At 64.3% G+C, this 20,513-nt stretch carries 16 protein-coding genes; 6 read left to right on the forward strand and 10 right to left on the reverse strand.

Features of this window, described 5'->3' with window-relative positions:
• Positions 1-464: 464 nt before the first annotated feature.
• Positions 465-1,139 (reverse strand): DUF2490 domain-containing protein, encoded by a 675-nt coding sequence (locus E5554_RS00990; protein ID WP_136185689.1) that lies wholly within the window; start codon positions 1,137-1,139, stop codon positions 465-467.
• 274 nt (positions 1,140-1,413) lie between these two features.
• Here E5554_RS00990 and E5554_RS00995 point away from each other — a divergent pair, with 274 nt between their 5' ends.
• On the forward strand, positions 1,414-3,528 hold the full coding sequence (locus tag E5554_RS00995) for a TonB-dependent siderophore receptor (RefSeq protein ID WP_136185690.1): 2,115 nt from the start codon (positions 1,414-1,416) through the stop codon (positions 3,526-3,528).
• 19 nt (positions 3,529-3,547) lie between these two features.
• Here E5554_RS00995 and E5554_RS01000 read toward each other — a convergent pair whose 3' ends face one another.
• The 8 genes from E5554_RS01000 to mnmA all read right to left on the reverse strand — a co-directional run bounded on the left by E5554_RS01000 (position 3,548) and on the right by mnmA (position 14,223).
• Positions 3,548-5,365 carry an alpha/beta fold hydrolase gene (locus E5554_RS01000; protein ID WP_247594460.1) on the reverse strand — a complete coding sequence of 606 codons (1,818 nt, stop codon included), beginning with the start codon at positions 5,363-5,365 and terminating at the stop codon, positions 3,548-3,550.
• 228 nt (positions 5,366-5,593) lie between these two features.
• Complete coding sequence (locus E5554_RS01005; protein ID WP_136185692.1) at positions 5,594-7,717, reverse strand: sodium-translocating pyrophosphatase; 2,124 nt, start codon at positions 7,715-7,717, stop codon at positions 5,594-5,596.
• Between the two features lie 227 nt (positions 7,718-7,944).
• The gene (gene thiL / locus E5554_RS01010; RefSeq protein ID WP_136185693.1) at positions 7,945-8,862 is read right to left on the reverse strand and encodes a thiamine-phosphate kinase; all 918 of its coding nucleotides are present in this window, start codon (positions 8,860-8,862) and stop codon (positions 7,945-7,947) included.
• 155 nt (positions 8,863-9,017) lie between these two features.
• On the reverse strand, positions 9,018-9,464 hold the full coding sequence (gene nusB, locus E5554_RS01015; RefSeq protein WP_004208836.1) for a transcription antitermination factor NusB: 447 nt from the start codon (positions 9,462-9,464) through the stop codon (positions 9,018-9,020).
• An 84-nt stretch (positions 9,465-9,548) separates the two neighbouring features.
• Positions 9,549-10,835: a histidinol dehydrogenase gene (hisD, locus tag E5554_RS01020; RefSeq protein ID WP_136185694.1), complete on the reverse strand. Its 1,287-nt coding sequence runs from the start codon at positions 10,833-10,835 to the stop codon at positions 9,549-9,551.
• Positions 10,825-11,487, reverse strand: coding sequence for an ATP phosphoribosyltransferase (gene hisG, locus E5554_RS01025; protein ID WP_004208839.1), 663 nt, complete (start codon positions 11,485-11,487; stop codon positions 10,825-10,827). The genes hisD and hisG overlap by 11 nt, the downstream gene beginning before the upstream one ends.
• A 65-nt stretch (positions 11,488-11,552) precedes the next feature.
• Positions 11,553-13,016, reverse strand: coding sequence for a CYTH and CHAD domain-containing protein (locus E5554_RS01030; protein ID WP_136185695.1), 1,464 nt, complete (start codon positions 13,014-13,016; stop codon positions 11,553-11,555).
• 100 nt (positions 13,017-13,116) lie between these two features.
• Complete coding sequence (gene mnmA / locus E5554_RS01035) at positions 13,117-14,223, reverse strand: tRNA 2-thiouridine(34) synthase MnmA (RefSeq protein ID WP_136185696.1); 1,107 nt, start codon at positions 14,221-14,223, stop codon at positions 13,117-13,119.
• A gap of 126 nt (positions 14,224-14,349) precedes the next feature.
• On the opposite strand from mnmA, the gene E5554_RS01040 reads away from it, so the two are divergent.
• The 3 genes from E5554_RS01040 to E5554_RS01050 all read left to right on the forward strand — a co-directional run bounded on the left by E5554_RS01040 (position 14,350) and on the right by E5554_RS01050 (position 15,506).
• Positions 14,350-14,646: a hypothetical protein gene (locus E5554_RS01040; RefSeq protein ID WP_097384715.1), complete on the forward strand. Its 297-nt coding sequence runs from the start codon at positions 14,350-14,352 to the stop codon at positions 14,644-14,646.
• Between the two features lie 107 nt (positions 14,647-14,753).
• Entirely contained in the window at positions 14,754-15,053 is a 300-nt protein-coding gene (locus tag E5554_RS01045) for a DUF1153 domain-containing protein (protein ID WP_004208844.1), read from the forward strand.
• Between the two features lie 195 nt (positions 15,054-15,248).
• Positions 15,249-15,506: a GlsB/YeaQ/YmgE family stress response membrane protein gene (locus E5554_RS01050; protein ID WP_004208845.1), complete on the forward strand. Its 258-nt coding sequence runs from the start codon at positions 15,249-15,251 to the stop codon at positions 15,504-15,506.
• Positions 15,507-15,566: 60 nt separating this feature from the next.
• Here E5554_RS01050 and E5554_RS01055 read toward each other — a convergent pair whose 3' ends face one another.
• Positions 15,567-15,815 carry a GlsB/YeaQ/YmgE family stress response membrane protein gene (locus E5554_RS01055; RefSeq protein WP_026109172.1) on the reverse strand — a complete coding sequence of 83 codons (249 nt, stop codon included), beginning with the start codon at positions 15,813-15,815 and terminating at the stop codon, positions 15,567-15,569.
• A 232-nt stretch (positions 15,816-16,047) separates the two neighbouring features.
• Here E5554_RS01055 and E5554_RS01060 point away from each other — a divergent pair, with 232 nt between their 5' ends.
• Both E5554_RS01060 and E5554_RS01065 read left to right on the forward strand, forming a co-directional pair.
• Positions 16,048-17,220, forward strand: a complete 1,173-nt coding sequence (locus tag E5554_RS01060; RefSeq protein WP_037521299.1) for an efflux RND transporter periplasmic adaptor subunit — start codon at positions 16,048-16,050, stop codon at positions 17,218-17,220.
• 92 nt (positions 17,221-17,312) lie between these two features.
• Positions 17,313-20,477, forward strand: coding sequence for an efflux RND transporter permease subunit (locus tag E5554_RS01065; RefSeq protein ID WP_136185697.1), 3,165 nt, complete (start codon positions 17,313-17,315; stop codon positions 20,475-20,477).
• Positions 20,478-20,513: the final 36 nt, after the last annotated feature.

Raw genomic sequence — 20,513 nt, forward strand, 5'->3', positions numbered from 1 at the left:
GTTTTGCCTTTGGTTCAGCATTCTCATCGATGAGCGAGAAGAAGTCCACCAGGGCATCGGGATCCTTCTGCTCGATCCTGCCGCCGATCATCTGCTGAAGCTGCCGGGGCGCGTGAGGGCTCGGCCGCTTGCTCGCGCATCTAGTTCAGGCAAAGTCGAGCTAGCCAATGGAATGTCATACGAATTGTTGTAATTCCCCGTATTTCCTTAGATAATTTATAGATTATTTAAGAAAATAATTGACCGTGAGATCTAACCTAAATTATAATTTTCGGATACTGGTAGTATAACTGGTATGAAATTGTTGCTTTTGTGAAATTTGATCGTAAGATCGGAAAGATTTATCATGGAAAATGCTCCGTACCCGGCACCATTTCCCAAATCATCGCAATTTCTTTCCTGCCAAGGGGCGGCGTTGATTATTTCAGCAGTCGCCGCGGGATTCCCTCAACCCAGTCCAGCGATCAGAAACTGAAGCTGAGCGAGAGCGAGGCGACATTGTCGTTGCTGTCGTCGGCGTCGGGGCGGAAGCCATGCTGGTGGAGATAGCCGATCTCCGCATTCACATTCTTGGCCAGCGGCGTGGTGATCGCGATCAGGTTGCGCATCCGCTCCTCGCCCTGGACACGCTGGAAATTGGTCTTGTTGAGATCGATGAAGCTTTCATGGCTGAGGATCAGTGCGGTCTTGCCGCCTTCCTTGAACGGCATGGTCAGCTTCACATAGGGACGCAGGCGCCAGGCGGTGCCGTCAATCCCTTCGCGCCAGCGCTGCTCCATGCGCATCCGCGCGCTGACCGACACCGGGCCGAGCTTGAGGATATTGTCGAACGTCACCTGCTCGCGGACGCGATGTTCCATCACAGTGAAATCGCCGCCATCATATTGCGGGTCATGGGTATAGCCCGCCCAGACCGTCATCCGCTCGTTGAGCTTATAGCCGACCAGCGTGTTGCTCTCGACCTCATACAGGCCATTCCGATCATTGCTGAAGCGGGCCACGATCTCCTGCTGGAGGCGCCAATGGTCGGACAGTTTCACCGTCGCGCTGGTGGTGGTCCAGAGTTGCTCATCCTCGCTGGCATGGGCGGTCGCGGGCAGCGCCATCAGGGCAAAAAGGCAGAGGGACAGGCGGCGCATCGGGCATTGCTCTCCAACAGGGTTGGCGGGCCTCTATGACGATTCGATTACATGCCAGCGTCAGTTTGATTGCCATTTTGTGACAATGGCAGTCCGGACGATTGCTGATGTGCACATCCTCCGTCCGGCATTCGGCAGGCCGGAACATGTCGCGCCAAATCAGCCTGTTACATATTGCAATATAGTCGCAATATCATTAGCCGAGCGACATTGGGGAGAGGCCAGAAGGAGCGAACCGGCTCCATTCCTTATCCATCTCAACGGGATCGCCGTCTTGCCCAGCCTCCGCCTCGCGCGCCTTTGCGCCCTGCCCTTCCTGTTTGCACCGCTGCCCGTGCTGGCGCAGGCCCCGCTTGATGCGGCCGCCGGCGACAGCGACATCCTGGTCACCGCCCGCGCACAAAAACTCTATCGCGTCGAGGATAGCGAGATCGGCAAGATCCCGGCCGATCCCATGGACATTCCCCAATCCGTCCAAGTCATCACCAGCGAACTGATCCGCGACCAGGGCGCGCGCGACATCACCGACCTCTATCGCAATGTCGCTGGCGTCAGCGCCAACCAATATGCCACCGTTACCTATCGCGGTTTCCGGCAGGAATCGATGTTCTATGACGGGCTGCGCGGCGACCCGTTCCAGGGCTTCGCCGTGCCGAACCTGTTCAGCATCGACCGGGTCGAGTTTCTCAAAGGGCCGGTCGGCATGCTCTATGGCGCCAGTTCGCCGGGCGGCATGGTCAATTATGTCACCAAGAAGCCGCAGGACAAGTTCGCCGCATCGGTGCGCGCGGTGGTCGGCAATTATGACCGCTATGGCGCGTCGGGCGAAGTGACCGGGCCGATCGACGCCAATGGCGTGATCGCCGGGCGGGCCGGCCTGTTCTACGAAAGCTTCGACACGGTGCAGCGCTTTTCCGGCAGTCGTAGTCTGGTCGCGGACGGCGGGCTGAAGTTCAAGCTGGCGCCCGACACCAGCCTGACGGTGCAGGCGACCCGTTATGACCAGGATCTGCCCGGCAACCGGCTGCGTGGCGTGGCGATCGATGCGGACGGGAATTTCCTGGCCGACCGGAGCTGGACCCATAATGAAAAGAACGACAGACTGGACCTGAAGGGCACGGTGCTGCAGGCGCGGCTCGACAGCCGGCTGTCGGATGCGGTCAGCATCAATGCATCAGGCCGCTGGTTCCGCTATACCGAATATCAGCGCTATCATGAACCGCTGGGACCGATCGACACTGACGGCGATGGCGTGGTCGATACCCAGCCGCGCGAATTCCGATCGCAGCATCGCACGATCGAGGGCGCGAGCCTGGCGAGCAACATGATCGCCCGGCTGGAAACCGGCGGAATCAAGCACACATTGCTGGTCGGCGCCGACTGGTATCGCGAGACGCAGGATTTCAGCGGCGTGACGCTGAAGGATGTGCCGGGCCTGTCGCTGAGCAATCCCGTCTATGGCCTGAGCAACCCGACCGAGGCGGATCTGGCCGGCCTGACGCCCAATGTCACGGCCACCCTCGCCCATCGCTATGGCATTTATGCCCAGGAACAGGCCGATATCGGCGACCATGTCATCCTGGTCGGCGGGGTGCGCCATGACTGGTTCGACGACAAGGACCGGATCGGTGGCGATTATGCCGAAGGGGGCCGTTGGAGCTGGCGCGTCGGCGGCATCTACAAGCCGGTCCAGTCGATGTCCCTCTATGGCAGCTATGCCCAGAGTTTCGAGCCCCAGGATGCGGGCAACCAGAATCCGGCGGTCGGCGGCCCCTTCGCCCCGATCGCCAGCCGCCAGTTCGAGATCGGCGCCAAGGGCGCGCTGATGCAGGGCAAATTGCAACCGACGATCGCGCTCTACCACATCGTGCGCAACGGCATCGTGCAGGTCGATCCCGATCTGGCACCGGTCAACGGCCTGGATCAGCTGTCACCCGTCGGCGAAGTCACCAGCAAGGGGATCGAGCTGACGCTGGCGGCCGATCTCAGCAAGAATTGGGTGCTGACCGCCAATTACGCCTATAATGATGCGCGCATCACCGACAGTGCGGATGGCGCGACGATCGACAATGCGGTCGGCGGCCGCTTCCCCAACGCCCCGCATCATCAGGCCGGGCTATGGTCCCGCTATCAGATCCCTGCCTGGGGCACGGCGCTGGCGCTGGGCGGCCAATATGTGTCGGGGCAGATCGACCGGCGCGGCGCGCATATTCCCGGCTTCACCGTGTTCGACGGCAGCATCACCCAGGATCTGGGTTTTGCCGAGGCGATGATCCGGGTCGAGAATATCTTCGACAAAACCTATGCCGTCGCCACCTTCGATGCGCGCAAGGGCGCCTTTGTCGGTCGGCCGCGCACCGTCTTCCTGGAATTGCGGCGCGACTTCTGACGGTCGCGCCGCGCCCCGATCAGGCGGGGTTATGCGCTTTCAGAAAGGCTTCGAGCTGCTGGAGAAATTCCAGCCGGTCGGCCTGGCGCGAGAAGAAATGGTCGGCCAGCGGCTGTTCGACATAGATATAGTCGCGGCCGTCCACCTTGCCGGCAGCCTTGAGCTTTTCCGCCATCTCGCGGGACTGGCCGACCGGTACGCGCCGGTCCTTCTTGCCATGCATCAGCAGGATCGGCGTCGAGAAGCCGGCAGCATAATTGATCGGCGAGACGACAGCAAAATCGGGCGCCTGCTCCTTCAGCCAGTCGCCACTGGCACCGGAATTCAGGAAGCGCCGGTCATAGCGCATCATCGCGCCCAGATCCGACACGCCGGCATAGGAGACGGCGCAGCGATATTTGCCGCCATCGCGCTGGGCCGCGCGCATCGCGGCATAGCCGCCATAGGAGGCGCCGACGACGCAGACCCGCTTGGCGTCCGCAATGCCCTGCTTCACCGTCCAGTCGACCGCGTCATTGAGGTCGTCCTGCATGGCACGGCCCCATTGCCCCTCGCCCTTGGCCGCGAATTCCGTGCCATAGCCCGACGAACCGCGATAATTGGGCTGGATCACGGCATAGCCGCGATTGGCCAGGAACTGCACCCACCAGTCCCAGGTCTCCGCGTCGCGGGCGAAGGGGCCGCCATGGGGCATCAGAATTAAAGGAAGATCCTTCGCCTCCTTGCCATAAGGCAAGGCCAGCACCGCCGCGATCTCCAGACCGTCACGCGCCTTGTAACGGATCGTCTTGACCGGCGAGAGTTGAGGCCGGACACCCAGCGTCTCGCTGACCTTCGACAGCAGCGACATGGCGCCATAGTCGGTGTCATAATAATAATAGGCCCCCGGCTGGCTGGCGGCGCCGACATGGACGATCAGTTTCTTCAAATCCTGGCTGGTCGAGATGATGCGCGCGCGGCGATCACCCACGGCCTTGTCGATATCGGCCTGAATCTTCGCCAGGGTCGGGTCGAACCAGTGTACGGCTGGCGCATCGGCGGTGTAGCGCACGCCTGCCATGCCGGTGCCGGCGGCGTCGACCTCCAACCCGCCAAGGTCGAAACCGGGCGCTTCGTAGAGCTTCTTGCCCAGTTCCAGCGTGCCGAGGTCCAGTTCGTAAAAGGCGTCGGTGCCGTCGCGATCGTCACTGGCGATCGCCTTGCCCGGATCGGCCGTGAACAGCATCGGCACGATCAGCGATTCATGGCGGCGCCGATTAGCCTTGTCGACCACGCGGAAGCTGCCGCGACCATCGGGGCGGTAGAGCAGTTTCGAGGAACGGGTCGTGTCATTATAGCCCACCCCCATGCGCACCGCGCCAGTCGCATCGGCATACCAGCTGCGCACATATTGGCGCGACGCAACGACGGTGCGCATCTTGCCGGTGCTGACGTCCACCTCGCTGACCTGCGGCCAGAAACCAAGATCATCATAATAGATGGAGGTCTGGTAGGAGAGCAGGATGCGCGGGCTGCCATCACGGGCGACCCAGATGACATCGTCGCCATTTTGCGCGGCGACAGCCTTGGCAAGGATGCTGGCCTTGGTGCCGTCCGCCTTGATGCTGGCGACGCGGCTGATCGACCAGGGCATACCCTGCACATTGGTTTCCGCGCCGATGCCGACGATCAGCCAGTCATTATTGACCCAGCGCCACCAGTTGAGGTCATTTTCGCCCAGGCCCATGGTGCGAACATTGCCGCCTTTCACTTCGGCGATCACCAATTGCTGCACGCCCTTGATCGCGATCCGCGCGGCGACGCGCGCGCCATCAGGCGAGAGTTCGGGTGAATCCATTGCCGGCAGTTCGGCGAAGGCCTCGATCGGCCAGGTCTTGGCGGTTGTCGCGGACACCTTGGCAGCGTCGGCCTTGATCGCATCGGTTTGCGCAGAGACAGCAGGTGCAAAAGCCGCGAGCGCGCAGGCTGCGGCGGATAGAAACAGTTTCAAACATACCCCCCAGTCAAACATGACCCCGCCTGTTGCCGGGCGGGGTCATCGTCAGTCCGGCGATTTAAAACCGGGTTAAGCGCCGTGTGCAAGCGCCGCGAGCAACAATAGCGCCACGATATTGGTGATCTTGATCATCGGATTGACCGCCGGGCCGGCGGTGTCCTTGTAGGGATCACCCACCGTGTCGCCGGTCACCGCGGCCTTGTGCGCCTCGCTGCCCTTGCCGCCATGATGGCCATCCTCGATATATTTCTTGGCATTGTCCCAGGCGCCGCCGCCCGAGGTCATCGACAGGGCGACGAACAGCCCCGAGACGATGACGCCCAGCAGCAACGCGCCCAGCGCGGCAAAGCCATTGGGTACGCCCGCGACCGCCGCGATGATGAAATAGACCGCAATCGGCGCCAGCACCGGCAGCAGCGAGGGGATGATCATCTCCTTGATCGCGGCGCGGGTGACGAGGTCGACGGTGCGGGCATAATTGGGGCGCGACGTCCCCTCCATGATGCCCTTGTTGGTGGCGAACTGGTCGCGCACATCCTTGACCACGTCGCCGGCCGCGCGGCCGACCGCCGTCATACCCATCGCACCGAACAGATAAGGCAGCAGCGCGCCCAGCAGCAGGCCGACGATGACATAGGGGTTGGACAGGCTGAAATCGACCGGTTCGGTAAGGCCGAGGGCCGAATTGTAGAATTTGAGATCCTCCGTATAGGCGCCGAACAGCACCAGCGCAGCGAGACCGGCCGAGCCGATGGCATAGCCCTTGGTCACCGCCTTGGTGGTGTTGCCGACCGCGTCGAGCGCATCGGTCTTCACCCGGACGCTGTCGTCGAGGTGCGCCATTTCGGCGATGCCGCCGGCATTGTCCGTGACCGGACCATAGGCGTCGAGCGCGACGACCATGCCGGCCAGCGCCAGCATGGCGGTGGCGGCAAAGGCGATGCCGATCAGGCCCGCCAGCTGATAGGCGACGATGATGCCGACCACGATCACGATCGTCGGCAATGCCGTCGATTCCAGGCTGATGGCGAGGCCCTGGATGACATTGGTGCCATGGCCGGTTTCCGATGCCTTGGCGATCGAGCGGACCGGGCGGTAATTGGTGCCGGTATAATATTCGGTGATGACGACCAGCAGGCCGGTGACGGCAAGCCCCACCATCATCGACCAGAATAGCGCCATGCCGGTATAACCGCCCACGCCATCCAGATCGGTGCCGAACGGGGTATTGAGATCACCCAGCGTATAATGGGTGACGAACCAGAGCGCCGGGATCGACAGGATCGCGGTGGTCCAGAAGCCCTTGTAGAGCGCGCCCATGATCGACTGGCTGGCGCCGAGACGGACCATATAGGTGCCGATGATCGAGGTAATGATGCACACCCCGCCGACAATCAGCGGCAAGGCCATCAGACGCATCAGGAAGGCATTGTCGACGCCGGTTACCAGCAATGCGGTCAGCACCATGGTGGCGCCGACGGTGACGACATAGGTTTCGAACAGGTCGGCCGCCATGCCGGCGCAGTCGCCGACATTGTCACCGACATTGTCAGCGATCACCGCCGGGTTGCGCGGGTCATCCTCCGGGATGCCGGCCTCCACCTTGCCGACCAGATCGGCACCGACATCGGCCGCCTTGGTGAAGATGCCACCGCCCAGCCGCGCGAAGATGGAGATGAGGCTGGCGCCGAAGGCGAGCGCGACCAGGCTGTCGATCACCAGACGGTCATCGGGCGCATGGCCGGCCGGGCCGGTCAGATACCAGAAGAAGACGCTGATCGCGAGCAAGGCGAGGCCCGCCACCAGCATGCCGGTGATCGCGCCGGCCCGGAAGGCGACAGTGAGGCCGCTCTGCAGCGTGCCGCGCGACGCCTCTGCTGTGCGGACATTGGCGCGGACCGAGATGTTCATGCCGATGAAACCGGCCGCGCCCGACAGGATCGCGCCGATCAGGAAGCCGACGGCAGAAGTGATCCCCAGAAAAAGGAAGACAAGGACGGCGACGACGATGCCGACCACCGCGATGGTGGTATATTGGCGGCCAAGATAGGCCTTTGCCCCCTCCTGGATCGCCCCCGCGATCGCCTGCATCGTATCGTTGCCCGCCGGTGCGGCAAGCACCTGGCGACTGGTGAAAAGCCCGTAGAGCACGGCCAGCAGGCCGCACCCTATGGCGATATGGACTATCTGCATGCTTGTTCCTCTCCCCCTATTGTTGCTGTCATCGATCGCTCCGCAGGGAATGACGGGCGGGCGAAGGGCACAACAGCGGGCGGCCGGACGGAGAAACGCCGGCATCGGGCACCGCGTCAATCAGCAACAGGACGATGCGCATCGGGCGCTCCAACCGGCTGAGAATAGGGTGATAGGAAGCTACAGGTCAGGCGGCGCGCGTCAAGCCGGTAGCGCAATGATCCAGATCAGCCATGTTCCCAGCCAAGCCGGTCGGGCAACGGCATGACCGCGCCGTCGATCAGCAGGGTCAGGCCCGCCCCTTCTGCGAAACGGCCGATCGGGATCGCGCGCACCGGCGGCGACACGCCGGGCGGCAGCGCGAAAAGCAGTTCATAATCGTCGCCGGCACGGGCAGCGGCGAGCTGGATCGCGGTGCTGGCACCGCGCACGCTTTCGAGCGCCGGGGATAGCGGGATATGGTCGATGGTGACGGCGAGGTTGCTGGCCGCGCCCATGCGCGCGGCATCGATCAGCAGGCCGTCGGACAGGTCCATCATGGCGGTCGCGAGGCGGGCGACCAAGGTCCCCTCTGCCAGACGCGGGCGCGGTCGGCGATAGGCGGCGACCAGCGGGCCGGATGCGGCAGGATCGGCGCGGGCAAGGTCGAGACCGATGCCGGCATCGCCGACCGGCCCAGTGACATAGAGGCGATCCCCCGCACGCGCGCCCGCGCGGCTGGGCACGGGCGTGCTGGTCGCTTCTCCGATCGCGGTCAGGCTGTAGCTGCGCGGTGCGCCGGCCGGCATGCTGACCGTGTCACCGCCGAGCAGCGGCATGGCATGACGCTCCAGCGCCTCGCCCAGACCTTCGAGGAAGGCGGCGTCCCAGCCATCGTCGCCCGACAGGCTGTAGTTGAGCAGGCAGCCCACCGGTTTCGCGCCCTTGGCGGCAAGGTCCGACAGATTCACCGCCGCCAGTTTCCAGCCGATATCGGCCGGCGGATCGGTGGGAAGATAATGGACGCCCTCCACCATCGTGTCGCTGGTAAGGATGAGACGCGTGTCGCCGACCGGCAGCACCGCGACATCGTCCTGCAAACCCTGCGCGGCAGGATCATGGGCGAGCAGGCGCAGCAGGGTGAGGAAGCGGGATTCGGCGGACATGATGTAATCTCTATCCCAGCACCCGCTTCTACAGAAATCATCCGTCATCCCCGCGGACGCGGGGATCCATTGCGCGCTATGTTGGCGAGGAAGCGCTGAATGGATCCCGGATCAAATCCGGGATGACGTCCATTACAGAACGCGTCCGTGCAACCTTATTTCCGCACGTCCTTCGACACACCGTCGAGCAGGCCGTTGACGAAGCCGGCTTCGCGCTTGTCGTAGAAGGCGTGGGCGACGTCGACATATTCGCTGATGACGGTGCCGGTCGCGACATCCTGACGGGCGAGCAGTTCATAGGTGCCCGCGCGCAGGATCTGGCGCATCGGCTTGTCGAGGCGGTCGAGGGTCCAGCCGCTCGACAGGCGCGCGCTGATCAGCCCGTCAATCTCGGCGCGGCGACGGTCGACGCCCGACACGACATCATCGAAGAAATTCTGCTCAGCCTCGGCATAGGTCACATCCTCGATCGTCGCACCCAGGCGATGTTCGTGGAATTCGTGCAGCAGCAGATGGAGCGGCGTGCCCTCCATTTCGAGCTGGTAGAGCGCCTGGACCGCGGCGAGACGCGCGGCGGAGCGGGATTTGGAGCGGTCGTTCATGCGGCTTTCTAATCCGTGAATATCATGCCTGTCGAGAAGCCCGCATAACCGGTTCTCGACAGGCTCGAACCGAACGGGAAGAAATCAGAGCCGCAGCGCGACCGATGCGGCGTGAGCGGGCAACCCTTCCGCCTCCGCAAGAGCGACAGCCGCGGGGCCGATCGCTTGGATCGCGTCAGGGGTAAGGCCAAGAAAACTGGTGCGCTTCATGAAATCGAGCACCGAGAGGCCCGAGGAGAAGCGCGCGCGGCGACCGGTCGGCAGCACATGGTTGGGGCCAGCGACATAATCGCCCACCGCCTCCGGCGTCATACGGCCAAGGAAGACCGAGCCGGCGTGGCGGACCTGCGCGAAATAGCGGTCGGGATCGTCCACCGCCAGTTCCAGATGTTCGGGCGCGAGTCGATCGACCAGCGGCATCGCTTCATCCAGGTCGCGAACCAGGATGATCGCGCCATTGGCGGCCCAGCTGGTGGTGGCGACGGCCTGCGTCGACAGCAGCGGCAGGCGGCGCATGACTGCCTGTTCGACGGCGTCGGCAAAGGCGGCATCGTCGGTGAAGAGGATCGACTGGCTGGTCGGGTCATGTTCCGACTGGCTCAGGAGATCGGCGGCGATCCAGTCGGCATCGTTCTGGCCATCCGCGACGACGACGATTTCGGACGGGCCGGCGACCATGTCGATGCCGACCACGCCGTAAAGCTGGCGCTTGGCTTCGGCGACCCAGGCATTGCCGGGACCGGTGATGACGTCGACCGGCTTGATGCGATCGGTGCCATAGGCCAGCGCGGCGACGGCCTGCGCCCCGCCGACACGCCAGATTTCCTCGATCCCTGCAATCTGGGCGGCGGCCAGCACCAGCGGGTTGATCTCGCCCTTGGGCGTCGGCGTGACCATGGCGATACGCTGCACGCCCGCGACCTTGGCCGGGATGACATTCATCAGCAGCGAGCTGGGATAGGCGGCGCGGCCACCCGGCACATAGAGGCCGGCAGCATCCACCGCGGTCCAGCGCGCGCCGAGGCGCACGCCGGCGGCGTCGATACCGTCACTATCCACCGGCCTTTGCTTTTCATGATAGGCGGTGATGCGCGCAGCGGCGAGTTCGAGCGCATCGCGCAGCGGCGTAGACAGGCCATCGAGCGCGGCACGGCAGTCGGCCGGTTCGACCGCCCAGCCGCTGACGTCCAGATCATGATGGTCGAAACGGCTGGTATAATCGGCCAGCGCCGTGTCGCCATGGGCGCGCACGGCCTTCAAGATGGCGCTGACGTCGCGCGACACATCCTCATCTGCCTCGCGCCGGGCATCGACCAGCGCGGTGAAATCGGCGGCGAAGCCGGCGGCCTTGCTGTCGAGCCTAAGCGGCATCGCGCACCTCCACGGCCTTGCGGAACGCCTCCACCAGCGTGGTGAGATCGGCCGAACGCATCTTGTAGGCGGCGCGGTTGACGATCAGCCGCGCCGAGACCGGCATGATGATCGCGGTTTCAACCAAGCCATTGGCCTTGAGCGTGGCGCCCGAGGACACAAGGTCGACGATGCGGCGCGACAGGCCAAGCGAAGGCGCCAGTTCCATCGCGCCATTCAGCTTCACGCATTCGGCCTGAAGCCCGCGCGCCTCATAATATTTGCGGGTGAGATGGGGATATTTGGTGGCGACGCGAACATGGCTCATCGCCGCTTGATCCTCGTCGCCCGCATCCGCCGGTTCGGCGACCGACAGGCGACAATGGCCGATATTCAGGTCCACCGGGGCGTAAAGTTCGGAATAATCGAACTCATCGACCACGTCGGAACCGACGATGCCGATCTGGGCGGCGCCATGGGCGACGAAGGTCGCCACGTCGAAGGCGCGCACGCGGATGATCGACACATCGGGCCGGTTGGTGGCGAAGCGCAGCGCCCGGCTCTTCTTGTCATGAAATTCCGCCTCCGGTTCGATACCGGCTTTGGCGAGCAGGGGCAGCGCCTCTTCGAGGATGCGGCCCTTGGGGATGGCGAAGGTGATCGGGCGAGTCATGACCGGCGGGCCTTAGCCATCGACGCGCCAAAGCACAAGATTTTCGGGTCAGGAGAACGGGAAGCTCAGCCCCAGAAGCGCCTGGTGTCGAGCAGAGCGGCATAGGCCTTTTCGGCGCGGCGCAGCAGGCGGCGCTGCGCCTTGTCATCCGGCGCGGGCCAATCGAAGTCGATACCGGCCGCCGCGAGGGTGGCGGGCGCGGTCGCCAGATCGTTGAGCGCGCCCAGATCATCCTGCAGCTTTTCCAGCATGGTGGAGAAGGCAGCATGGCGCCGCTGCTGTTTGTTCTTGGGGAAAAGCGGCGCGAAAAATTCGCTGGCGTAGCGGAGTTTCTTGGCGGCGATGCGAGCCTGGTGGCGCCGCTCGTCGCTGCGCCTGGCAAGATTCTTCCCCTTGCGCTTCAGCCGCTTGCGTCGATCCGACAGGATTTCGGCAGCAAAGGGCCTGACAGGCGCATGCAGCAAAGCGGCATCGGCCGGCTGGCTACACCAGTCGCCCAGCGCCAGCCATTCGGCGAGATCCAGCATCAGGATGCGGGTCTCGCGCGCCTGCAAGCCGAGTTCGGCGTCGGCCAGCGCTTCAGCCCGGACAAGCGCAAGGCGCGCGGCGGCATCGTCGGGCAGACTAGGCAGCAGCACGTCGATATTGCGGACCCGGCCAAGCGTGGCAGCCAGTGCGCGCAGACCATCCTTGAGCGGCGCGAGTGCCGGATCGCCCGCCAGCACCGGCGCAAAGATCGACAGCGCCGAGCGCAGTCGGCGCAGCCCTACCCGCGCCTGATGCAGCGCGCCGGGCGCACCGGTGGTGAACAGCAGATCCTCGTTCAGGCGAAATTGGCGGATGCAGCCCTGGGCGATGGCACGAAAGGCCTGCTCGACGGTTGCGTCCGGTGCGATCGCAATGGGTTCGGCCTTAGCCGGCTTGCGCCGCTCCTTCGCGAGCAGGGCATAGCCGCGATCCGACTTGGAGCGCATGCCCAGGCGCAGCGGCACCAGGTCGTTGAGCTGGCGGGCCATCGAAAAAAGCAGGGCCGGTTCACCCGACAATAATTCCAGCTCGACCTCTGCCAGCGGAGTGGCACGACGGCCGACCCGAACCCGGCCGATGTCGATCGCGCATTCGACCCCCTGCCCGTCCCGATCGAGCCGATGCACGGTGCGTTCGATATCGGTGACGAAAATCTTGTCGGCGGTCGCGACGGTGGCGGCGCCGACAGCCTGATCGAGCGGACCAGGAATCGAATCGAGCAGCGGGACATTGCCGTCGACCGGCTTTTCCCATTCGGAACGGGCGAACAGGCCAGCCGCCCTGCCGCCATCGGCCTTGATCGTCTGGACATGGGCACGCCCCTTGCGCCGGACGCGCAGGGAAAAGCCGGCACGATGCAGATCGAGCGCGGGCGTATCGAAATAGGTCGCAACCAGATGGGCCGCCTGCCCCTTCTGCCCCGCGAACAGCGGTGCATCGGCCAGCAGGGCGCGATCGGCCGGGTCAAATTCCAGCTTCAGCTCGACTTCGCGGTTGTCCATCCGTGCGCCCCTTGTTGCGAGCGGTGCCCCGGGGCGGGGACGCTAGATCGAATCGGGCACGAAAGGAAATATAAATGTCACAATTGGCCGTGCCGCCGGCTCAGGCGGCCTCGGCCAGCGCAGCCTCGGTCGCGGCGATCCAGCCGCCGCCCAGCACCTGATCGCCGGCATAGAGAACCGCCGCCTGCCCCGGCGCGACGCCATATTCGGGCGCGTCGAAGATCAGCCGATCCCCTTCGAGGCGCGCCGGAACCGGCTTGGCCATGGAGCGGACCTTGGCGGTCAGCGGTCCGGTAAAGCCGCGGCCGAGCCAGTTGATCTCGCTGAGGCGCGCGCCCGACACGGCAAGCGCAACCTTCGGCCCGACGATCACCCGCCGTCCTTCGGCATCGAGCCGCACGACATAGAGCGGTTCTGCCTGGCCGCCGATCTCCAGCCCCTTGCGCTGGCCGACCGTATAATGGATCAGCCCCTTGTGCCGGCCCAGCACCCGGCCATCGACATGGACGATGTCGCCGCCCTCGTCCGCATCGGGGCGCAGCTTGCGCACGATCTTGGCATAATCGCCATCGGGCACGAAGCAGATGTCCTGGCTGTCGGGCTTCAACGCCACCGACAGGCCGAGTTCGGCGGCGATCTCGCGCACCTGCGGCTTGGGCAGGCCGCCCAGCGGGAAACGCAGATAGTCGAGCTGGGCCTGAGTCGTGGCGAACAGGAAATAGCTCTGGTCGCGCGCCGGATCGGCGGCGCGATGCAGTTCGGCGCCCTGCGGCCCTTCGACCCGGCGGACATAATGACCGGTCGCCAGGCAATCGGCACCCAGGTCGCGCGCGATCTGGAACAGGTCGGTGAACTTCACCCCCATATTGCATTTCACGCACGGGATCGGGGTGCGGCCGGCCATATATTCATCGGCAAAGTCGGCGATCACCGAATCGCGAAACTGGCTCTCATAATCAAAGACATAATGCGCAATACCGATGCGATCAGCGACGGCGCGCGCATCGCGGATATCCTGGCCCGCGCAACAGCTGCCCGTACGGCCAACGGCGGCGCCATGATCGTAAAGCTGGAGCGTCACGCCGATCACTTCCGCGCCGGTCTTCGCGGCGAGCGCGGCGACGACGCTGCTGTCCACGCCACCGGACATGGCAACGACAATGCGCCGCTGCGAGAGCGGCTCTGGGAGCTGAAATTCGGGCTGCATGGCCGCCCATATAGTCGCAGGCGGCGCTGCGTTCCAGCATCTTCCCCCGCAAGCGTATCGTTTCGATGACGAAAATGTGTCCGGCATTTACCGGACCTTATCGATTAGCCCGGTAGAAGCCTGGTCATGGATCTGAGTTTTCTCCGGACAGGCGGGCTGAAACCCGCCCTGACAAGGCCGACAGGCCGGGCACGCGTCCCGGCCTGGCCTTTCCTGCGGGCGGCTTCGGCTGCGGCGCAGGCGGCCAGTCCCACGGCCTTGGCGGTCGCGGGCGTCCTGCGGGGGCAGGACGGGATGGAGGACTGGATTCAGGAACTGGCCGAGCTTTTCGCGCCACGTTCCGACGGCAAGATCGAAGCCGTTCGTCTCGCAGGAAGCTTTAACCCGCTGATCGCGAGCCATTTAGGGGTGGGGCAAGGATGATGAAGCCTGTGTTTACCTTGGGGCTTTAGCCGATCTTCAGGGCTGATGTGACATCGAGGTTTCGCTGCTGAATTCGGCAACGCCAATGCCGCTAATTGAGGGTAAAGATGATAGAGAACCAGAAAATCAGGCCTGCACAGGTCGTAGGACCGCTCGGCGAACCCCTGACGCTGGAAAATCTGCCGCCCGTGAACACCACCCGCTGGGTCGTGCGTCGCAAGGCGGAGGTCGTCGCTGCCGTCAATGGGGGCCTGCTGACCGTGGACGAGGCCTGCGCCCGCTACAGCCTGACGCTGGAAGAATTTGCCAGCTGGCAGCGGGCGGTGGACCGTTCGGGCATGCATGGCCTGCGCGTGACGCGCATCCAATATTATAAGTCACTCTACGAGCGACAGCAGAAATATTGAAGGATCGGGTGCCGCCGACGGGCGGGCACAGAGACGAATGATGCGGGGGCCGCCGGACAGACCGTCCGGCGGCCCCTTTCGCGTTGCGGGTCGGGGATGGTTTCCAAGGCGGAATCATTTTCTGCGGGAACGCGAAGCCATGTTCCGGGTTGAATAGCCAGCAAACCCGTTGGGGGTGTGGTCAAGGAGAGTAACATGGGCATCATCTTGTGGCTTATCGTCGGCGGCATCATTGGCTGGCTCGCCAGCATGATCATGCGCACCGATGCGCAGCAGGGCATCCTGCTGAACATCGTGGTCGGCATTGTCGGCGCCTTCATCGGCGGCCTGATCTTCAGTGGCGGCTCGATCAACAATGCCGGACTGACGCTCTACAGCTTCCTCGTTTCGCTGCTGGGCGCGGTCATCCTGCTGGCGATCGTCAACCTGGTACGGCGCGGATCGGTCCGCTAACGACCGGACATTCCATCTCAAAGGCCGTGTCCTTCCCAGGAAGGACGCGGCCTTTTTGCGTCAGCGCCGGACGCTGAACCAGCGATAGAGTGCCAGAACCGCGATCGCGCCCAGCACGGCGGCGATGAAACTGGCATGCTCACCCGGCGCGTAGAAGCCCATGATCTGACCGACAAAGGCCGCCAGCAAGGCCCCGGCCATGCCCAACAGGATGGTGACGACGCAGCCCCCCGGATCGCGGCCCGGCATGACCAGCCGCGCCAATGCTCCCGCGAGCAGGCCCGTCATGATCCATCCCAGCAATTCCATGGTGCGCATCCTCTTATATTAGCCAACCCGCCCCAAGGCGCGGCATAGCGACATAGTCCGGCCCCTTTGGCAAGAGACGGACAAGATGCAAGAGCCCGCCAGCCCCTTCGCATCGGCACAATTGGCTTTGCGAAGGCCCGTCCAAGCGTGATATTGGGGCTTGAGGGCGGTGATATATTCATATAACACAGTTCCGAGTTTGGGCGGAACCCGCCGGAGAGATGGAAACGGCATGAATTACGAAACTACGCTGACGGGCGAATCGTCCGCGATCCTGGTCGATGACGAAGACCGGATTCGCCGTCGCCGCCGGCTGCTGATCATCGGTGGCGTTGTTGCGGTTGCGCTGGTGGCAGCTGCCGCCGCGCTGTCGATGCGGGGCAAGGATGCCGCCGCACCCGACGCCGCTCCGCAGGCACCAGTCGTGACCGTACTGACCCCCGGCCAGACGATGGTTGCCCGCACCGTGAGCAGCACCGGATCGCTGGCCGCCCGTGTCGACATGCCGGTCGGCGTGGTCGGCGAAGGCGGCATGGTGACGCGCGTGCTGGTGCAGCCGGGCGACTGGGTCCGTGCCGGTCAGGTGCTGGCCACCGTCGAACGGTCGGTCCAGAGCGAGCAGGTCAATTCGCTGGCCGCCCAGGTCGAGGTGCAGCGCGCCAATGCCAAGCTGGCCCAGGCCCAGTTGGAACGCGCCAAAGCGCTGGTCGGCCGCGGCTTCATCAGCGCCGCCGACATCGACCAGCGCACCGCCACCCGCGACCAGGCCGTCGCCCAGGTCCGCGTGGCCGAAGCGCAACTGGCCGAACAGCGCGCCCGCACCGGCCGCCTGGACATCCGCGCGCCGGCTTCCGGCCTGGTGCTGACCCGCACGGTCGAGCCCGGCCAGATCGTCCAGGCCGGCGGCGGCACATTGTTCCGCATGGCCAAGGATGGCGAGATGGAAATGCAGGCACAGGTGGCTGAAGCCGATCTGGCGACGCTGCGCGCCGGCAACAGTGCGACCGTGACCCCGGTCGGTAGCAACCAGCATTTCAGCGGCCGCGTCTGGCAGGTATCGCCGGTCGTCGATCCGCAGACCCGCCAGGGCATCGCTCGCATCGCGGTCGCCTATAATGATGCGATCCGTCCCGGCGGTTTCGCGTCGGCGACGATCACCAGCGGCTCGGGCAATGCCCCGCTGCTGCCGGAATCGGCGGTACAGAGCGACGCCAAGGGCAGCTATGTCTATATCGTCAACGGCAAGAACCAGGTCGAACGGCGCGACGTGAAGGTGGGCCAGGTGTCCGACACGGGCGTCGCCATCACCAGCGGCATCACCGGCGCCGAGCGCATCGTGACGTCGGCCGGCGCCTTCCTGACCGTGGGGCAGAAGGTTAAGCCGGAAGCGCTCAAGGCGCGCTGACGCAATGGTCCCGGCCGGGTCATCGTGCCCGGACCGGCAGGACTGACAATATTGGAAGCGGGCGCGGTGGCGTCCGGTGAGGGAAGCCCGTCATGAGTTTTCGCAATATCTCCGCATGGGCGATCCGCAATCCGGTGCCGCCGCTGGTCCTGTTCGCCGCGCTGATGCTGGCCGGTGTCGTCAGCTTCCTGCGGATGGACATCAACCAGAATCCCGACATCAGCTTTCCCATGGTCAGCGTCACTGTCTCCCAGCCGGGCGCCGCGCCGACCGAACTGGAAACCCAGGTGACCCAGCGGGTCGAGGCCGCCGTGCGCGGCATCAGCGGGGTCGAGGACATCACCTCCTTCGCATCCGAAGGCCAGTCGCTGACCAATGTCCAGTTCAAGATCGGCACGCCGGTCGATCGTGCAGTCAATGACGTCAAGAATGCCGTCGATCAGATTCGCAGCGACCTGCCCGACGGCATCCTGGAACCGCAGGTCCAGCGCATCGACGTGGATGGCGGCCCGATCGCCTATTTCAGCGCCGAAGCGACCGACATGACGCTGGAGGAACTGTCCTGGTATGTCGACAATACGGTCGCCAAGCGATTGCTGTCGGTCAGCGGCATGGCAGCGGTGCGGCGCGGCGGCGGCGTCAGCCGCGAGATCCGCGTCATCCTCGATCCTGCCCGCCTACAGGCCTATGGCGTCACCGCCGCGCAGGTGAATGCGCAGTTGAGCCAGGTCAACATCAACGCGGCCGGCGGCCGCACCGAGATTGCGGGTGCCGAACAGTCGATCCGCGTGCTGGGCAATGCGCGCAACGCCCATGATCTGGGCCAGACCCAGATCGCCATTTCCGGCGGCCGCACGGTCAAGCTGGCCGATATTGCCGATGTTCGCGACATGTATGCCGAACAGCGCAGCCTGGCCCTGATGAACGGCCGGCAGGTGACCAGCTTCAGCCTGGAAAAGGCCAAGGGATCGTCCGACGTCACCGTCTATGACGATGCCATGAAGGTGCTGGACAAGCTCAAGAAGGAAAATCCCAAGGTCCAGTTCAAGCAGCTCTATTCGAGCGTCGAATATACACGCGGCCAGTATCACAGTGCCATGTCGGCGATGATCGAGGGCGCAGTGCTGGCGGTCGTCATCGTCTTCCTGTTCCTGCGCGACTGGCGCGCGACCATGATCTCTGCCCTTGCCATCCCGCTGTCGGCGATCCCATCCTTCTGGTTCATGGACATGCTGGGCTTTACGCTGAACGGCATTTCGCTGCTGGCATTGAGCCTGGTGGCGGGCGTGCTGGTCGACGACGCGATCGTGGAGATCGAGAATATCGTGCGCCATATGCGCATGGGCAAATCGGCCTATCAGGCGTCGATCGACGCAGCCGACGAAATCGGCCTGGCCGTGCTCGCGACCACCATGGCGATCGTCGCGGTGTTCCTGCCGGTCGCGCTGATGCCGGGCATTTCGGGTCAGTTCTTCATCCAGTTCGGCATGACCGTCGTCGTGTCGGTGCTGATGAGCCTGGCCGTGGCGCGCCTTATCACGCCGATGATCGCAGCCTATTTCCTGAAGGCCCATGGCGAGGCGAGCCATGGCGAGGGCTGGCTGATGGACCGCTATATGAGCGTGCTCCACTGGTCGCTGGACCAGCGCAGGGCGAAGGCCCGACGCGCGCGCGGCGGTTTCCGCAACCGCTTCGTCGCCTTCTTCGTCGACCATCGCGTGTGGACTCTGGGCATCGGCATGCTCGCCTTCGTGGCGACCCTGTTCGCCTTCGGCACGCTGCCCATGACCTTCCAGCCGACGATCAACACCGATTTCAGCCAGGTGAAGATCGAGACCGTGCCGGGCAGCACGCTGGAGCAGACCACCGCCATCACCCGCAAGGTTGCCGACATGCTGGCGGCCGACACGGATGTGGTCGAGGCTGCCTTTGCCGATATCGAGCCGACCAGCGCCGACATCTTCCTGACGCTCAAGAAGACCCGGCCGATGTCGTCGGTGGATTGGGAACGCAAGATTGCACCCAAGTTCCAGACGATCGCCGACGCACGGGTCAATTTCCAGTCCCAATCGGGTGGTGGCTTTGGCCGCGACATCATCATGATGTATGGTTCGGACGATCCGGAGCTGCTGGAAAAGACCGCCAACCAGTTGGTGCATGAAATGGCCGGCATCCGCGAACTGCGCGCGCCGCGCGTGCAAGGCGACATGCAGCGGCCCGAGATCATCATCAAGCCGCGCCTAGACCTGGCTGCCAGCATGGGCGTGACGACCGCTGCGCTCAGCCAATCGATCCGCATCGCCACGATCGGCGACATCGACCAGAATGTCGCCAAATTCTCGCTGTCCGATCGCCAGATTCCGATCCGCGTCGCCTTGGCCGAAGATAGCCGCAAGGATATCGCCACGATCGAGAATATGCCGGTGCCGACGGTGTCGGGTGGTTCCGTGCCGCTCAAGGTCGTGGCCGACATCAGCTTTGGCGCAGGCCCGACACAGATTCGCCGCTACAACCAGATCCGCCGCGTCGTCGTCGGCGCGGATCTGGCGCCCGGCATCGTCACCAGCCAGGCCAATCAGAAGATCAACGAACTGCCGACGATGAAGGCCATCAAGGAAGGCCGTATCCAGGGCGTGCAGAAGATCGAGGCGGGCGACAGCAAGTTCCAGGCGGAAATGCTGACCAACTTCGTCATCGCCGTCTTCTCCGGCATCATGCTGGTGCTGGCGGTGCTGGTGCTGCTCTACAAGCGGATCATGCCGCCCTTCGTGAACCTGGGGTCGCTGCTGCTGGCGCCGCTGGGCGGGGCGATCGCGCTGCACATTGCCGGCCAGCCCATGTCGCTGCCGGTGTTCATCGGCCTGCTGATGCTGCTGGGCATCGTCGCCAAGAATTCGATCCTGGTGATCGACTTCGCGCTGGAGGAAATGGAAAAGGGCGTGCCCAAGCAGGAGGCGATCCTCGATGCCGGCCACAAGCGTGCCCAGCCGATCGTGATGACCACGGTCGCGATGGTCGCGGGCATGGTGCCGACGGCCCTGTCGCTGTCGGGAGACGCCGCCTGGCGCGCGCCGATGGGCATCACGGTGATCGGCGGCCTGCTGCTGTCGACGGTGCTGACGCTGGTGATCGTGCCGGCCGTGTTCAGCCTGGCACTGGGTGTCGAACAATGGGCCGGGCCGCGGCTGAGCCGCCGCTTCCTGACCCACAAGTCGCATGACGGCCATTCGGCCAGCCATGCCCAGCCGGCGGAATAAGGAGCCGGGTTCGCGCGGGCAGCCCCATGGCAAAAT

This window comes from Sphingobium sp. PAMC28499 (genome assembly GCF_004795815.1).
Classification (GTDB): domain Bacteria; phylum Pseudomonadota; class Alphaproteobacteria; order Sphingomonadales; family Sphingomonadaceae; genus Sphingobium; species Sphingobium yanoikuyae.

Coding starts and splice junctions, on each gene's coding strand:
- E5554_RS01050 (WP_004208845.1), top strand. CDS start 15,249: ATGGGCATCATCTTGTGGCTTATCGTCGGCGGCATCATTGGCTGGCTC.
- E5554_RS01040 (WP_097384715.1), top strand. CDS start 14,350: ATGGATCTGAGTTTTCTCCGGACAGGCGGGCTGAAACCCGCCCTGACA.
- E5554_RS01055 (WP_026109172.1), bottom strand. CDS start 15,815: ATGGAATTGCTGGGATGGATCATGACGGGCCTGCTCGCGGGAGCATTG.
- E5554_RS01030 (WP_136185695.1), bottom strand. CDS start 13,016: ATGGACAACCGCGAAGTCGAGCTGAAGCTGGAATTTGACCCGGCCGAT.
- E5554_RS01000 (WP_247594460.1), bottom strand. CDS start 5,365: ATGGATTCACCCGAACTCTCGCCTGATGGCGCGCGCGTCGCCGCGCGG.
- thiL (WP_136185693.1), bottom strand. CDS start 8,862: ATGTCCGCCGAATCCCGCTTCCTCACCCTGCTGCGCCTGCTCGCCCAT.
- E5554_RS01060 (WP_037521299.1), top strand. CDS start 16,048: ATGAATTACGAAACTACGCTGACGGGCGAATCGTCCGCGATCCTGGTC.
- nusB (WP_004208836.1), bottom strand. CDS start 9,464: ATGAACGACCGCTCCAAATCCCGCTCCGCCGCGCGTCTCGCCGCGGTC.
- mnmA (WP_136185696.1), bottom strand. CDS start 14,223: ATGCAGCCCGAATTTCAGCTCCCAGAGCCGCTCTCGCAGCGGCGCATT.
- E5554_RS01045 (WP_004208844.1), top strand. CDS start 14,754: ATGATAGAGAACCAGAAAATCAGGCCTGCACAGGTCGTAGGACCGCTC.
- E5554_RS01065 (WP_136185697.1), top strand. CDS start 17,313: ATGAGTTTTCGCAATATCTCCGCATGGGCGATCCGCAATCCGGTGCCG.
- E5554_RS01005 (WP_136185692.1), bottom strand. CDS start 7,717: ATGCAGATAGTCCATATCGCCATAGGGTGCGGCCTGCTGGCCGTGCTC.
- hisG (WP_004208839.1), bottom strand. CDS start 11,487: ATGACTCGCCCGATCACCTTCGCCATCCCCAAGGGCCGCATCCTCGAA.
- hisD (WP_136185694.1), bottom strand. CDS start 10,835: ATGCCGCTTAGGCTCGACAGCAAGGCCGCCGGCTTCGCCGCCGATTTC.
- E5554_RS00990 (WP_136185689.1), bottom strand. CDS start 1,139: ATGCGCCGCCTGTCCCTCTGCCTTTTTGCCCTGATGGCGCTGCCCGCG.